The 13,109-nt window shown below is 66.5% G+C and carries 15 protein-coding genes; 5 read left to right on the top strand and 10 right to left on the bottom strand.

From position 1 onward, the window contains the following. Window positions 1-797: CPBP family intramembrane glutamic endopeptidase (locus QZZ33_RS01600; RefSeq protein ID WP_366475386.1), on the top strand; the 797-nt coding region annotated here is incomplete at its 5' end. Here the strand turns inward: QZZ33_RS01600 and QZZ33_RS01595 are convergent. Both QZZ33_RS01595 and QZZ33_RS01590 read right to left on the bottom strand, forming a co-directional pair. Then, window positions 794-1,984, bottom strand: coding sequence for a hypothetical protein (locus tag QZZ33_RS01595; RefSeq protein WP_291377722.1), 1,191 nt, complete (start codon window positions 1,982-1,984; stop codon window positions 794-796). The genes QZZ33_RS01600 and QZZ33_RS01595 overlap by 4 nt on opposite strands. A gap of 1 nt (window position 1,985) precedes the next feature. Further along, entirely contained in the window at window positions 1,986-2,528 is a 543-nt protein-coding gene (locus tag QZZ33_RS01590) for a sigma-70 family RNA polymerase sigma factor (RefSeq protein WP_291377721.1), read from the bottom strand. Between the two features lie 101 nt (window positions 2,529-2,629). Here QZZ33_RS01590 and QZZ33_RS01585 point away from each other — a divergent pair, with 101 nt between their 5' ends. The 3 genes from QZZ33_RS01585 to QZZ33_RS01575 all read left to right on the top strand — a co-directional run bounded on the left by QZZ33_RS01585 (window position 2,630) and on the right by QZZ33_RS01575 (window position 6,813). Further along, window positions 2,630-3,334, top strand: coding sequence for an MOSC N-terminal beta barrel domain-containing protein (locus QZZ33_RS01585; RefSeq protein ID WP_291377720.1), 705 nt, complete (start codon window positions 2,630-2,632; stop codon window positions 3,332-3,334). Between the two features lie 69 nt (window positions 3,335-3,403). Further along, on the top strand, window positions 3,404-5,923 hold the full coding sequence (locus tag QZZ33_RS01580; RefSeq protein WP_291377719.1) for a lysylphosphatidylglycerol synthase transmembrane domain-containing protein: 2,520 nt from the start codon (window positions 3,404-3,406) through the stop codon (window positions 5,921-5,923). Next, the gene (locus tag QZZ33_RS01575; protein WP_291377718.1) at window positions 5,923-6,813 is read left to right on the top strand and encodes a cytochrome c biogenesis CcdA family protein; all 891 of its coding nucleotides are present in this window, start codon (window positions 5,923-5,925) and stop codon (window positions 6,811-6,813) included. Before QZZ33_RS01580 ends, QZZ33_RS01575 begins: the two co-directional genes overlap by 1 nt. A gap of 4 nt (window positions 6,814-6,817) precedes the next feature. Here the strand turns inward: QZZ33_RS01575 and QZZ33_RS01570 are convergent, their stop codons facing one another. From QZZ33_RS01570 to QZZ33_RS01560, 3 genes are all read right to left on the bottom strand, one after another. Further along, a complete protein-coding gene (locus QZZ33_RS01570; RefSeq protein ID WP_291377717.1) occupies window positions 6,818-7,432 on the bottom strand; it encodes a redoxin family protein in 615 nt (204 codons plus the stop codon). 126 nt (window positions 7,433-7,558) lie between these two features. Further along, window positions 7,559-8,095 (bottom strand): redoxin domain-containing protein, encoded by a 537-nt coding sequence (locus QZZ33_RS01565; RefSeq protein WP_291377716.1) that lies wholly within the window; start codon window positions 8,093-8,095, stop codon window positions 7,559-7,561. A gap of 70 nt (window positions 8,096-8,165) precedes the next feature. Further along, window positions 8,166-8,951 carry a carbon-nitrogen hydrolase family protein gene (locus QZZ33_RS01560; protein ID WP_291377715.1) on the bottom strand — a complete coding sequence of 262 codons (786 nt, stop codon included), beginning with the start codon at window positions 8,949-8,951 and terminating at the stop codon, window positions 8,166-8,168. A gap of 178 nt (window positions 8,952-9,129) precedes the next feature. Between QZZ33_RS01560 and QZZ33_RS01555 the strand changes: the two genes are divergently transcribed. After that, the gene (locus QZZ33_RS01555) at window positions 9,130-9,591 is read left to right on the top strand and encodes a cupin domain-containing protein (RefSeq protein WP_291377714.1); all 462 of its coding nucleotides are present in this window, start codon (window positions 9,130-9,132) and stop codon (window positions 9,589-9,591) included. 34 nt (window positions 9,592-9,625) lie between these two features. Here QZZ33_RS01555 and dnaB read toward each other — a convergent pair whose 3' ends face one another. From dnaB to rpsF, 5 genes are all read right to left on the bottom strand, one after another. Continuing rightward, window positions 9,626-10,987, bottom strand: a complete 1,362-nt coding sequence (gene dnaB, locus QZZ33_RS01550; RefSeq protein ID WP_291377713.1) for a replicative DNA helicase — start codon at window positions 10,985-10,987, stop codon at window positions 9,626-9,628. Between the two features lie 399 nt (window positions 10,988-11,386). Continuing rightward, window positions 11,387-11,833 carry a 50S ribosomal protein L9 gene (gene rplI, locus QZZ33_RS01545; protein WP_291377712.1) on the bottom strand — a complete coding sequence of 149 codons (447 nt, stop codon included), beginning with the start codon at window positions 11,831-11,833 and terminating at the stop codon, window positions 11,387-11,389. Window positions 11,834-11,844: 11 nt separating this feature from the next. Further along, window positions 11,845-12,081, bottom strand: coding sequence for a 30S ribosomal protein S18 (gene rpsR / locus QZZ33_RS01540; RefSeq protein ID WP_226096440.1), 237 nt, complete (start codon window positions 12,079-12,081; stop codon window positions 11,845-11,847). Window positions 12,082-12,127: 46 nt separating this feature from the next. Continuing rightward, window positions 12,128-12,619, bottom strand: coding sequence for a single-stranded DNA-binding protein (locus QZZ33_RS01535; protein WP_291377711.1), 492 nt, complete (start codon window positions 12,617-12,619; stop codon window positions 12,128-12,130). Window positions 12,620-12,653: 34 nt separating this feature from the next. Then, complete coding sequence (gene rpsF, locus QZZ33_RS01530; RefSeq protein ID WP_291377710.1) at window positions 12,654-12,944, bottom strand: 30S ribosomal protein S6; 291 nt, start codon at window positions 12,942-12,944, stop codon at window positions 12,654-12,656. Between the last annotated feature and the right edge of the window lie 165 nt (window positions 12,945-13,109).

Raw genomic sequence — 13,109 nt, 5'->3', positions numbered from 1 at the left:
CCACCCCCGCGCTCGACGACCCCGGCCCAGTCCCCACCGAGACGCCGCGCCGCATCCGCGCCGAGATCATCATCGTCTTCGCGCTCAGCCTCGGCGAAGCGGCGGTGTGGGCGATCATCGAACTCATCGAGCGCTACCAGGCCGAGGCGCCGATCGGCCAGCAAACCGCGTCCGTCAACCCCTCGCGCTCGGAGATCGAGTACATCGACCTGATCCGCCAGGTGCTCGCGATCGGCTTCCGGCTGGTTCCCGTGCTGCTGGCGCTCTACCTGCTGTCGCTGTACGGCCACAGTTGGGCGCGGCGTTTGGGGTTGGCCGGCAATGGCCGACGCTGGGGCAAGGACCTCGCGATGGGTGCAGGATTGGCGGCCCTCATAGGGCTTCCCGGAGTGGGCCTCTACGCGATCGGCCGCGCCATGGATCTGACCGTACGAGTGGACACCTCCGGCCTTCCCGACCAATGGTGGGCCGCGACCATCCTGCTGATGTCCGCCGCATCGTGGGGCATCCTCGAAGAGGTGCTGGTGGTCGGCTACCTCGTGACCCGGTTGCGCGACCTGAAGTGGTCGGTTCCCGCCATCCTCATCACGTCGGCCTTGCTGCGCGGTACTTACCACCTCTACCAAGGGTGGCCGATGGCTCTGGGCAATGTGGTCATGGGGCTCGTGTTCGCGTGGGCCTACCACCGCACCGGCAGGCTGCTGCCCATGATCGCGGCACATTCGCTCATCGACGTGGTCGCGTTCGTGGGGCCAGAGGTCGCGCCACAGTCGGTGCTCGATTGGCTCAACGTCTAGGGCGCTACAGGTCTCTGTTGATCGAGCAGCCGCCACACGTAGTACGGTCCCTCGCTGCGTAGACCCGTGGCGTCGTCGAGCTTCGATCCCGCGACAAAGTAGGTTTCGGCTTCCTTCATGCCGGCGCCCTGGTCCTGGCATGGCATGAAGGCCTCTTCGGCGTTGAGCAGCGCGACCGTGATGGTGGTGCCGTCGTACCACGGGTTGACATTGAGCTCTTGGGTGGCGGGATCGAGTATGCCGACCACGACGCCGTCGTTCACCTTCACAAAGCCAAATCCCGTGACCCGCATCGGGCCGGACGACACGTCAACGTCAACAGGGTCGCCGAATCCTGCCGCGCCGCCCCACGTTTCCCACCGCGACCCCTCCACCAGATCAACCAGTGGAATGGGAAGAGTCCCCAGGTCTTGAGGCAAGTCGGTGGCGGAGCCCCAGATCTCAACTTGGGACGCGACGTAGTCGGCGGGCTCCACCCACTCGAGTCCAGTGGTGTGGAGGACGTCTGACTCCTGGCCTTGGACGTCCATCACAAAGCCGCACTGGAACGGGCTGGTGACGTCTTCTGCAGCGGTCGATGCCGTTTCAGTGGGGTCAGCAGATGCAGTCGACGGAGAGCTCGGTGCGAAGCATTCACCTGACGATGCCGGTGCGAGGATCTTGATCTCAGTCACACCATCGTTGACGGTCACCCCCAGGACGAACTGTTCTCCGCCAGGCACGTCCACGGTGAACTCGCCGGCGCCCGAATACGGCACCACCGACGTCTCACCGTTAGGAAACGCGACCAACCAGGTCTCGCCCGCGTCCTGAGCTGTCACAGTGAAGACCGGTTCTCCGGTGAAGCCATCAACGACGGTCCAAGGACCCTCCTCGCCATTTGGAAGGTAGTCGGCGTAGCGGTGCGTCAGGGCGTACGGGGCGCTACTGCCCGACGGCCACGGCGTCGCGCAATCGCCGCTACCAGCCGGGGTGACCGCACGGTTGATGGGCAGGTGTGTCGCGGCAAGCGCGAGCGCCCCCGCCGTGAGCATCGTCCCGCCGCCCACGCTCGCCGCACGCACGGTCCGACGCCTGCGCACCCGGCCCACGATCCCGCTCCCGTACAGGGCGGCGAAGTCCTCCTCTGCAAAACGCGCCGTGGCATCGTCCATCTGCGCCGTCATGAGGTCCCTGAAGTCGTCCATGTCAGTTCTTTCCCTTCACCGCGTGCGCGACCACGCGCACCACGTGCGGACCGTCGTCCCACTCGACGTCGGTCCCCAAGATCTCGGCCAGCCGGGCCGATGCGTCGGACAGGTACCGCTTGACGGTGCCGTCCGCGAGGTTCAGCCGGGCGGCGATCTGCGGCACGGTGAGGTCGTCATAGAAGCGCAGCACGATGCATGCGCGCTCGCGCGGGCTCAACTCGCGCAGGGCCCGGCGCACGTCCATGACGGCGTCGCGATCAGCAACGGGGGCTGGCTGATGCGAGTGGTCCTCCGGGGCGCGCGGCACCGGCCTGCGCTTGCGGGATCTGTCGATCACCACGCTGCCGATCGCCTGACGCACATACGACTCCGCCGCGTTGATGTGGTCGAACCGTCGCCCGCGGGAGAAGCTGCGGACCAAGGCGTCCTGCAGCACGTCGTGGGCCTCGGCGTCATCGCCAGTGAGCATGGCCGCATATGCCAGCAGGCGCGGCGCGCGCTCGCGCATCACCTGCTCGAGCATCGGCTCCCAGCGCGCCATCAGACCCCCTTGACGATCATTGTCACCCTAAGAACGAGGTGACGGCCGCGATTCGTTGGGGTCTCGCGCTTGCACCACGAGAACCCACGTACGCTGGGAGGATGACCCACCGCGTTGTGTCTTTGCACCGCTACCCCGTGAAGTCGATGGGGGGCGAATCTCTTGCCGTCGCCCACCTCGTGACGCGCGGCATCTCGGGGGATCGCATCTTCGCGGTGCGGGATGAGTCCAACCGGCTCGCCTCGGGACACGACACTGAGCGCTTGGTGCGATACGACGCCGTCTTCGCCTTTGAGGCGCGCACCGAAGGTCGACGGGTGGTCATTGCCGACGCCTCCGGTCGCATCGGAGACGCCGGCAACCCGGCAGTGGACGCGGCACTCGCGGCCGCCCTGGGGGCCGACGTGCGCGTGGCGCACGAAACCGACATCCCCCACATCGACGACGGCGCGGTGTCGCTCGTCGGGACCGCCACGTTGGAATGGTGCGAGCGAGAACTGGGCGTGGATGCCAACCCGCAGCGTCTGCGCATCAATATCGTCGTCGAGACGTCAGAGCCCTTTGAAGAGGAGGGGTGGATCGGCTCGACCCTCACCTCGGATGGAGTCCACCTCAACGTGGCCGCACGCATCAGGCGCCATCGCACCATCGACCTGGCACAGTCCGGCTCGGGGACCGCGGCGTCATGGTTGGAACCCTTGGAAGAGCAACGCGACGGTCACCTCGGGGTGTGCTGCGACGTGGCGGCACGCGGCGCGATGGCGGTGGGAGACACGCTCGCCGTGGGTGCCGCGGGGAGTCAGTAGCGAGGGGCTATTCGGCCACTGGGCCTAGGCACAGTGCCGACGAGCGCTGCCCCGCCCTAGACTCGCTTCATGGCCGCCGACGCACCACCCGCTACGCCCGGCGGCGCCTCCCCTAGCGAGGGCACGGGCGGGTCCCCGACCTCGCACCCGCGAACCACGCCGCGCGCCGTGCACATCGTTGACAACCCAGAGACGCGCGTCCACCGCATGGCGGACCTCATCAGCCTGTTGGGCGTATCGCTCGCCATCGTGATGGTGCTGCTGCTCGGCGCGTATGCGCAAAGCACCACTCAAGGCATCACCACCGACGTCCAGGAAGTCTCCAGCATCCTGCAGCGCCTGCTCGTGGCGCCCGTCAACCTGTTTTCCGGCATCGTCACGCTGGTGTTGCCTGCCGCCGTGATCATCGACTTGGCGGTGCGTCGCGAACCGCGCCGCATTCTCGAGGCAATCGGCGCTTCCGTTGCAGGTTTTGCGATCACCATTGGCGCCGTGTATGTCGCCCGCGCGGTCGGCTCCGATGACGTGGTGCGGTCACTGTCCGTCGGGTTCGGAGACGACGCTCAAGTGACTCTCCCCGTCTACATCGCGGGGGTCGCGGCGCTGCTCACGGTCGCGGGACGGCGAGGGACCAGGCGCACCCTCACCGTGTCATGGAACATCCTCTGGGCTGCGCTGGCAGTGGCCGTCATCTCCGGCATCGTCACGTTGCCCGCCGCACTCGTCACGGTGCTGTTGGGGCGTCTGGCGGGGCTTGGCTTCCGCTACACGCTGGGCTCCACGACGGACCGCGCCTACGGCGACTCGCTCGTGGAGGGCATCGAGCGTGCAGGCTTCACCCCCAAGCGGCTGGTGCGTGCCGACCCCACGACCGATCTCGTTGGCGAAGAGCTCGACGAACTGTCGACCGCTCTCGGTCGCACCCGCCACGGCAGGGTGTACGCCCTCACCACCGTGGAGAACCACCACCTCATTGTGGTCGCGCTCGACGCCGACCAGCATGCGGCTGGCTTCCTCACCAAGCTCTGGTCCTCCCTCAGGCTTCGCGGCATCGATGCCCGCGCGGACGTGTCCCTGCGCCACTCGGCGGAAGCGACGGCCCTGGTGTCTCACGCCGCCCGCGGTGCAGGCGTGCACACGGCTCGCGTGCTCGGTATGTCTCAGGCCCGCGACACCATGATCGTCGTCTACCAACGACCCCTGTTCGCCCGACCCTTGTCAGAGCTCGACCCAGACGACGTCACGGACGAGACGGTCGACGCCATCTGGGAGCAGGTGCTCAAGGCCCACCACGTGGGAATCTCCCACCGCTCGCTCAGCGCCGACACCGTCATGGTGGGCCGCGACGAGTTGGTCAACCTCCCTACCGTATGGCTCACCAGCTGGGAGCTCGGTGAGGTCGCGACCTCCGAGCTTGCCAAGCGCATCGACCGGTCGCAATTGGTCGCTCTGTTGGCCCCCATCGTCGGCGCCGAGCGCGCTGTCGCCGCCGCCTTCAGGGCACTTGGCGACGAGGGCGTCGAGCAATTCGCGCCGATGCTGCAGGCGATCGCCTTGCCCCGCTCCACCCGGTTGGCGCTGAAGTCCTCTCCCGCCGACCTGGGCGGGCTGCGCAAGGAGATCGTCGAGCGCTTGCCAGACGCGGACGTGGAACCAGAGAAGATCGCGCGCTTTGGGCTGCGGACGGTGCTCACCATCGCGGCTGGCATCTTCGCCGCCTATTTGGTGTTCGCGTCATTCAACACGGAGCAAGTGCTGGAGGTGCTGCGCGACTCGAACCCGTGGTGGCTGTTGGTCGCGCTTGGCTGGTCAATGACGACGTTCTTCGGGGCCGCCGTCGCCCTCATGGCCTTTTCGCCCATCAAGCTCCCATGGAACAGGGCGCTTCTCGCACAAGTCGCGGCCGCCTACCTTGCTCTTGCCGCTCCCGCTGGCGTCGGCCCAGCCGCACTCAACATGCGCCTGCTGACGCGCCGCAAGGTCTCCGCGCCTCTCGCCGTGGCGACGGTCGCCTTGGTTCAGGTCAGCGCCGTGGTGGTGACGGTGGTGGGTCTGGTGACGCTCTCCCTCATCACTGGTTCAGAGGGCACCCTGGCCGCGCTCCCTTCCAGTTCCGTGCTGATCGGTGTAGTGGGCACCGCTGTGGTGATCGCCTTGGCCATGGTGGTGCCGCGCGTGCGGTCGTGGGCGCTGGGCCGCCTGCGACCCATGATGCGTCAGACGTGGCCGCGACTCGCGCAAGTGTTGGGCCAGCCGTGGCGTCTCGCCCTTGGCATTGGCGGCAACCTGTTGCTCACCGTCGCGTACGTGGGGGCCTTCGACGCGACCCTGCGTGCCTTCGGTCAGGGTTTGCCGCTCATCGACGTGACCGTGCTGTTCTTGCTCGGCAACGCTGCGGGCGCCATCGTTCCTACCCCGGGTGGCCTCGGCGTCGTCGAGGGCGCGCTCACCGCCGGCCTCATTTCTGCCGGCCTGCCCAAGGAGATTGCCGCATCTGTTGTGGTGCTTTTCCGTCTGCTGAGCTACTGGGCACGAATACCTTTGGGATTCTTCGCCATGAGGTTCCTGCAAAGGAAGGGTGAACTGTAGTGATCGACGGCACCTCTGCAGCCTTCGCGCTGCTGCTGGGCGCGGTGGCCGCCTTCAACCCATGCGGCTTTGCGCTGCTGCCCGCCTACATCACCGTGATCGTCACCGGCAGCGCCGACGACCGCCTCACCAGAGCGCAGTCGCTGCGGCGGGCCGTCGTGTTCGGCTTGGCAATGACCGCCGGCTTTGTTGCGGTCTTCACGGGCTTTGGGCTGCTGTTCGGGGCCGTCAACGTGGCCCTGCAGGGATCGGTGCTGCCTTACTTGCCCTATGTCACCGTCGCCCTGGGTGTCGTGCTCATCGGCTTTGGCGTGGCCATGGCCCTTGGTCACGAGATTCCCGGTTTGCGCGTCCGGTCGGTAGCGGGCCACGCCCCCCGCGCCGACGCGTGGTCCCAGGTGCTCTACGGCGTCTCCTTTGCGCTTGCCTCGCTGTCATGCACCATCGCGCCGTTCTTCGCGGTCGTCACCCAGTCGCTTGACGCCTCCAATCCCGTCGGCGCGGTTGCCCCGTTCGTCATCTACGGGGCTGGCATGGGAACTGCGGTGCTGATGGTGTCGCTCGCGGCCGCGTTCGCCGGAGCAGCTGTAGGGCGCGCGCTGCGCAAGCGCACCGGAGCGATCCTGCGTGCCGGCGGCGTGATCATGGTGCTCGCCGGGCTGTGGGTCATCGTGTACGGGCTGGCGGAACTCCTGCCGCGCTACGGAGTGCGCGCTCTCGATGAGGTGCTGTTGGGGTCCTCCCGGATCCAGGGGGACATCTCGAGTGCCATCACCGACTGGGGCACGCCCGTGTTGGTCACCCTGGTGTCGCTCGTGGTGGCGGCCGTGGTGGTCGTGTTCGTGCTGGCCAGGCGCGATGCGCGGCGCCGCGAGCACGAGCTTCGCTAGCGCCTCAGCCCTCCAGCAACGAGTTAGCCGCATCGAGGATGCCATCCGTGCTGAGTGAGCCCTGGATCACGGTGATCTCGCCGGTGTCATCAATGAGCGCGAACGCGGGCTGATACGGCACCCCAAAGGTGGACCACAGGCTGCCGTCACCATCGACGATGTGCTCGACGTCTCCTAGTCCGTACTCGTTGACAAACTGCTCCATGCCCGCCTGGTCGGAGTTGCCCGGCACGCCGTACATCGTCACGCCCTCGGGCAGTTGTGCGGCGGCCTCCGCCACGCCGGGAGCCTCCGCCTGACACGTCGGGCACCACGACGCCCAGAACCACAGGATCGCGTCGGTGCCAGCCAGGCTCGTGCCGTCAAACGCTGCCCCCGAAACGGTCGTGGCCGTGAACTGCAGCTTCTCGTTGACGACCACTGGGGCCTGCGTCTGCTCGGCCATCGCGTCGGCGCTCTCCATGGCATCCTGCGTGGCCTCCACCGTGGGCGACGACTCCTGCATCGCCGGTTCCGACGGCGGGTCAGACGTGGCAGGAGCGGTGGGGCCGCATCCGGCCAGTACCAGCGCCGCGGCACTTGCGGCGACTGCCCACGTGGGGGCGAAGCGAACACTCATCTCGGCACTACCTTTCGGTGCGCGCCCACAAGGGGCGTGGGGGACATGGGCGTGCGGTCGAACGCACGCAGTGCATTCGGAGCGTCGGCACCTCCGGATGGGTTGGCGCGCATCGCGGGCGGCGGCTCAGCCCTCCGCCAGCCACGCCACCTTCTCGACGATGTCGTTCTTGCCGTAGCCACCGGAGTACGACTGTGACTCGCCGTCTTGGTTGATGAGCACCAAGGTGGGTTGGCCAGTGACCCTGAAGCCCTCCCAGATCGAGCCGTCGTCGTCGTAGATATTCGGGAAGCCCTCAACGCCGGGGTGGTCGTCGATGAACGTCTCCGACGTCGCGACATCCCCCAGCCCGGCGATGCCCAGCACGATGACGTCATCGGGGAACTCGGCCATGGCGTTGACCAAGGCGCCGGCCTCAGCGTCGCAGATGGGACACCACGGCGCCCAGAACCACAGCACGACGTCCTTGTACAACAGGTCGGTGCCGTCGATCTGTTCGCCGGAAACCAGGTCGGTCGCCTGGAACTTGAACAGGTCAGGAGCGTCGGGGTTGGCCCACTCGACGTCGGCGGTCGGTTCGGTGGCAGGGGACCCGCAGGCGGCCACGGCGAGCGCCGCGACGACGACGGCGGTGCGGCGGGTGAGACGGGCGGGACGGGACATGGGCGTCATTTTCATTGACGTTCCCTTCATGGGGGTGGTGCCCAGATTACAAGGGGGGGCGTCAAACAGGCTATGGCCGACCCACAGCCATCTCCACGACCACCAACTCTTGCTCACGGTCGCTGAAGGGTGCCTGGACCACCACCTCGCCGTCAGCGCCCACCGCAAGCGAAGCCCCGATGCAGCGCCATCCGTCCCACTCGCCGCCCACCACGGGGCCGACGTTGCTGACGCCGACGACTGGCATCCCCGTCTCCCGCGCGAGGGCGCCGTAGGCGGTGACCCACTCGTCGCCGTAGGGCCTGACCGTGTTGTCGAAGTCGGCGGGCACCGCCCACGCACAAGGCGAAAGCAGGATGTCGGCACCCATCGCTGCGAGCGCCCTCCCGAACGCCAACGATGAGTACGCGTTGTCCGCGCAGATGTTCATCCCGATCACGCCATGCTCCGTCGAGACCACGTGAAGGGAGGTCCCCGCGTCGTAGATCTCCCGCGCGAAGTCCATCTCGTGGATCTTCCGATGCTTCGCGAGGATCTCGCCGTCTGGGCCCACCAGAATCGCGGCGTTGAACAGTCGCTTGCCAGCGCGCTCCGTGAGCCCAGCGACCACCACGACTCCCGCAGAGGCGGCCGCCTCGCACAGGCGGTCGGAGGCGGTCCCAGGAATGGGCTGGGCAAGTTCGCCTGCGGTGGGCGACGTCCAACCGACGTCGAGGCACTCTGGGAGTACCACGATCTCGCAATGGGCGTCAGCCGCGGCGTGGATCATCGCGACCGCCCGCGAGAGGTTGTCCTCCAGGGCTCCAGGGATCACGAGCATTTGAGCCATGCCGATGCGGAGCGTGCGCGAGTCCATGTGGCGGGCCCTCCCTGGTGCCGTGACGGCGTGTGTGCGAGTGACATCCCGACCCTACTGTCACACCGCCGCGTCGGCTGCCGGCGATCGCGCACCGCTCCCGCGGGGCCCTAGGTCCCCAGGCGGCCCAGAGCTGCCGGTGTTACGTTCATTGAAGCAACTGCTAGGAGGCCATTTCATGAGCATCAAGGACATCGGTCCGAGCCCTCAGTCTTTCGATCTGGAGACGGAGACCCTCGAGAACCCGAACTATCGCACCGTCGCGTGGAGTGGGAAGTACCTGCAGGTGACCCTCATGTCGATTCCCGTGGGCGAGGACATCGGGCTCGAGGCCCACCCGGAGACCGACCAGTTCATCCGGCTCGACGGCGGACGCGGTCGGGCACAGATGGGGCCTAGCGAGGACGACCTCAGCTTTGACCAGGAGGTCTCCGACGGCTGGTGCGTGCTCGTTCCGGCGGGCAGCTGGCACAACATCACCAACATCGGTGACGAGCCGATGCAGGTGTACACGATCTACGCGCCCCAACACCACGCACCCGGCAAGGTTCACGTGACCAAAGCGGACGACGACGAGACGGACGACGAGCCAGCCGAGTGGTCAGTCCAGCCTGCCGACGTTCCCGACGAGAAGGCCTGAGTCGGGCCCTGAGCCTTGGCGTTCCCGACGAGGGCTACAGGTCGGGGGCCATGTCGGCGAAGTGCGCGTAGTCCTTCTTGAACGCGACCGAGATGGTCTTGGTGGGCCCACCGCGATGCTTGGCGACGATGAAGTCGGCCTCGCCCGGGCGGTTCTCGTAGTCGTACGCGTCCTCACGGTGCAACAGGATGACGATGTCGGCGTCTTGCTCGATCGCGCCGGACTCGCGCATGTCTGACAGCATCGGCCGCTTCTCTGTGCGCTGCTCGGGGCCGCGGTTCAGCTGCGAGATCGCGATGACCGGCACCTGGATCTCTTTGGCCAGCAACTTGAGGGCGCGCGAGAACTCTGACACCTCTTGCTGACGTGACTCGACCTTGCGGCCCGAGGACATCAGCTGGAGGTAGTCGACCACCACGAGGCCGAGGTTGTGCTGCTGCTTGAGGCGGCGGCACTTGGCACGAATCTCCATGAGCGACATGTTGGGGCTGTCGTCGATGAACATGGGAGCCTTCGCGACGCGGGCCGCCGTGCTGGCGAGCCGCTCCCAGTCATTGGGGTTCATGGGACCCTTGGTGAGTTGCGTGAGCTTCACCTTGGACTCGGCAGAGAGCATGCGCTTGGTGATCTCTTCGCGGCTCATCTCGAGCGAGAAGAGCACGGATGCCTTACCTGCACCAATCGAGGCGGCGCGCGCGATGTCCAGGCCAAGAGTCGACTTACCGATGGCCGGACGGGCGGCGATCACGATCATCTGCCCTGCCTGGAAGCCGCCGGTGAGCTCGTCTAGGTCCCTGAACCCGGTGGGGATGCCGAGCATCTGCCCGTCGCGGCTGGACGCGGCATCGATCTCTTCTAGCGTGTGCTCCATCACCTCGCCGATGGGCAGGTAGTCCTCGGAGTTGCGCCTCTCGGTGACCGCGAACACCTCGGCCTGCGCGCTGTCGACCACGTCATCAACTTGGGCGCCGTCGGCGTCGTAACCCATGTTGGCGATGCGGGTGCCGGCCTCGACCAGGCGGCGCAGAATCGACTGCTCGCGCACCAGGCGGGCGTAGTAGCCGGCCGACGCGGCGGAGGGCACGATCGAGATGAGGGTGTGGAGGTACTCGGCACCGCCGACGCGGGCCAGCTCACCCGATCGCTGGAGTTCGGCGCCCACGGTGAGGGCGTCCACTGGATCGCCCGAGTTGTACAGCGTGATGGCGGTATCAAAGATGGTCTCGTGGGCAGGCTTGTAGAAGTCGTCGGCCCGCACCGACTCGATGACGTCGGCCATGGCGTCCTTGGACAGCATCATGGCGCCCAACACCGACTGCTCTGCGTCGAGGTTCTGCGGCGGAGTCCTCTCGAGGCCGCGTTGCGTGTAGGAGGCCTCGAGCTCATCTACTGACACGCGCGCGTCGCCTCCATTCGTTTTCCTTGAGACCCAAGTCGGTGGTGAGGCGAGCCTGCCACCGGGGTGTGACACGTCACCGTAGTGAAGTGGCAGGTCGCTCCACAAACCGCCCATCGGTGGACGGCCGGTGGACGGCGGTGGACACACGCTGGCGCGGGTGGGGACAGTTCGGCGCTTCCTGTGGATGAGCCTGTGAGTTGTTTTGGCTCAGCATCAATAGGGACATGTTTACCAGGGACTTTGAGAGGGCACAGCATGGGGAAAACCCCGGGGAGAAATCGTCGGCGTGTCGCGTCTCGGCGTGTCGCGCGCATCGCCAGCGCGGACGACAAAGCCCCGAGAGTCCGCTCCCGCCAAGGCGAGATACGGGGACTCCCGGGGCGTGTCGAGTCTCCTTTAGGAGGCAGCAACCACCTTGACGTCTACCGTCGCGACGACGCCATCGTGCAGCGACACCTTGACCTGGTAATCACCGAGCGCCTTGATCGGCTGTCCGATCTGAATGCGACGCTTGTCCACCTTGGCGCGGTTGCCAATGGCGTCCGCGATCTCGGACGTGGTGATCGCGCCGAACAGGCGGCCGGACTCGCCAGCGTTCGCCTGCACCGTGACCGGGCTCGACTGCAGCGAGTCACGCGCTGCCTGGGCCTCTTCGATGCTCGCCAGTTCACGACCGCGGCGCGCCTTGCGCATCGAGTCGATCGACTTCTCGGCACCGGCCGACCACGGGGTGGCCAGCTTGCGGGGAACCAAGAAGTTAGTGGCGTAGCCGTCCTTGACCTCGACGACGTCTCCGGCGGTGCCGAGGCCAGTGACCTCGTGCGTGAGAATAACCTTTGCCATGTCAGTTCCCCTTAACGGCCGGAGCCGGCGTAGGGAAGCAGTGCGAGCTCGCGCGCAACCTTGATGGCGCGGGCGATCTGACGCTGCTCCTGAACGGTGACACCCGTGACGCGGCGCGAACGGATCTTGCCACGGTCGGAGATGAACTTGCGCAGCAGCGCAGTGTCCTTGTAGTCGATCGTCTTGACCTTGGCGGCCTTGAGCGGGTTGACCTTCTTGCGCGGCTTGCGCGTATCGATCTTTGCCATGCTTGTCTTTCCTTACATCAAGAAGTGGGGCGACTCGTCGTCGCGTTTAGAACGGCGGCTCGTCAGAGGACGGAGCCGATGCCCACGGGTCGTTGTCCGCACCACCGGCGGGGGCGTTGGATGATCCGCCGCCCTGACCGCCGCCGCTGAAGCCGCCGCCGCCCTGACCGCCGCCACGCGGAGTGCGCGTGACCTTGGCAGTGGCGTAGCGGAGGGACGGGCCGACCTCGTCGACCTGCATCTCCATCACGGTGCGCTTTTCGCCATTGGCTTCCCACGAGCGCGCCACGAGCCTGCCGGTCGCAACGACCCGCATGCCCTTGGTGAGCGACTCGGCCACATTCTCAGCGGCCTCGCGCCACAGCGAGCAACGCATGAACAGGGTGTCCCCGTCCTTCCACTCGTTCGACTGACGGTCGAACGTGCGGGGGGTGGACGCGACCGTGAAGTTCACCACGGCTGCCCCTGACTGAATGAATCGCAGTTCGGGGTCGCCAGTGAGGTTTCCCACCACGGTGATCTGAGTGTCGCCTGCCATGTCTTATCCCTGTCGTCTCGTGGAGTTGCCGGTGCTAGTGGGCGTCGGGACGCAGCAGCTTCAGACGCAGGATGGTCTCGTTCAGACCAAGCTGGCGCTCAAGCTCCTTTGCCGTCGCGGACTCCGCGGTGAAGTTGATGACCGCGTAGACGCCATCGCTCTTCTTCTTGATGGGGAAGGCCAAACGGCGGCGGCCCCATACATCGAGGTTATCGACGGTGCCCTTGTCTTTGGTGACCACGGCGAGGTACTTCTCAAGCGACGGCTGGACCGTACGCTCATCGACCTCGGGGTCAAGGATGACCATCATTTCGTACTGGCGCATGTAAGAACCCACCTCCTCTGGACTAAAACGGCTACGGACGTTCCGTAGCAGGAGGGTGACGCTAGCAGTGGCCGGGACGGCGGGAGCCGACGCGACCACCCAGCAAGAGTACAGGGTGGGGGCTCCCGGCGCGAGACGCTGTGGACGGCCGGATCCCGACGAGGG

This window comes from Demequina sp. (genome assembly GCF_016278775.1).
Taxonomy (GTDB): Bacteria; Actinomycetota; Actinomycetes; order Actinomycetales; family Demequinaceae; genus Demequina.
This window is presented reverse-complemented; position numbering and strand designations above follow the sequence as displayed.

Coding starts and splice junctions, on each gene's coding strand:
- QZZ33_RS01560 (WP_291377715.1), bottom strand. CDS start 8,951: ATGGACTCGCGCACGCTCCGCATCGGCATGGCTCAAATGCTCGTGATC.
- rplI (WP_291377712.1), bottom strand. CDS start 11,833: ATGGCAAAGGTTATTCTCACGCACGAGGTCACTGGCCTCGGCACCGCC.
- rpsR (WP_226096440.1), bottom strand. CDS start 12,081: ATGGCAAAGATCGATACGCGCAAGCCGCGCAAGAAGGTCAACCCGCTC.
- QZZ33_RS01565 (WP_291377716.1), bottom strand. CDS start 8,095: ATGTCCCGTCCCGCCCGTCTCACCCGCCGCACCGCCGTCGTCGTCGCG.
- QZZ33_RS01570 (WP_291377717.1), bottom strand. CDS start 7,432: ATGAGTGTTCGCTTCGCCCCCACGTGGGCAGTCGCCGCAAGTGCCGCG.
- rpsF (WP_291377710.1), bottom strand. CDS start 12,944: ATGCGCCAGTACGAAATGATGGTCATCCTTGACCCCGAGGTCGATGAG.
- QZZ33_RS01595 (WP_291377722.1), bottom strand. CDS start 1,984: ATGGACGACTTCAGGGACCTCATGACGGCGCAGATGGACGATGCCACG.
- QZZ33_RS01555 (WP_291377714.1), top strand. CDS start 9,130: ATGAGCATCAAGGACATCGGTCCGAGCCCTCAGTCTTTCGATCTGGAG.
- QZZ33_RS01585 (WP_291377720.1), top strand. CDS start 2,630: ATGACCCACCGCGTTGTGTCTTTGCACCGCTACCCCGTGAAGTCGATG.
- QZZ33_RS01590 (WP_291377721.1), bottom strand. CDS start 2,528: ATGGCGCGCTGGGAGCCGATGCTCGAGCAGGTGATGCGCGAGCGCGCG.
- QZZ33_RS01535 (WP_291377711.1), bottom strand. CDS start 12,619: ATGGCAGGCGACACTCAGATCACCGTGGTGGGAAACCTCACTGGCGAC.
- QZZ33_RS01580 (WP_291377719.1), top strand. CDS start 3,404: ATGGCCGCCGACGCACCACCCGCTACGCCCGGCGGCGCCTCCCCTAGC.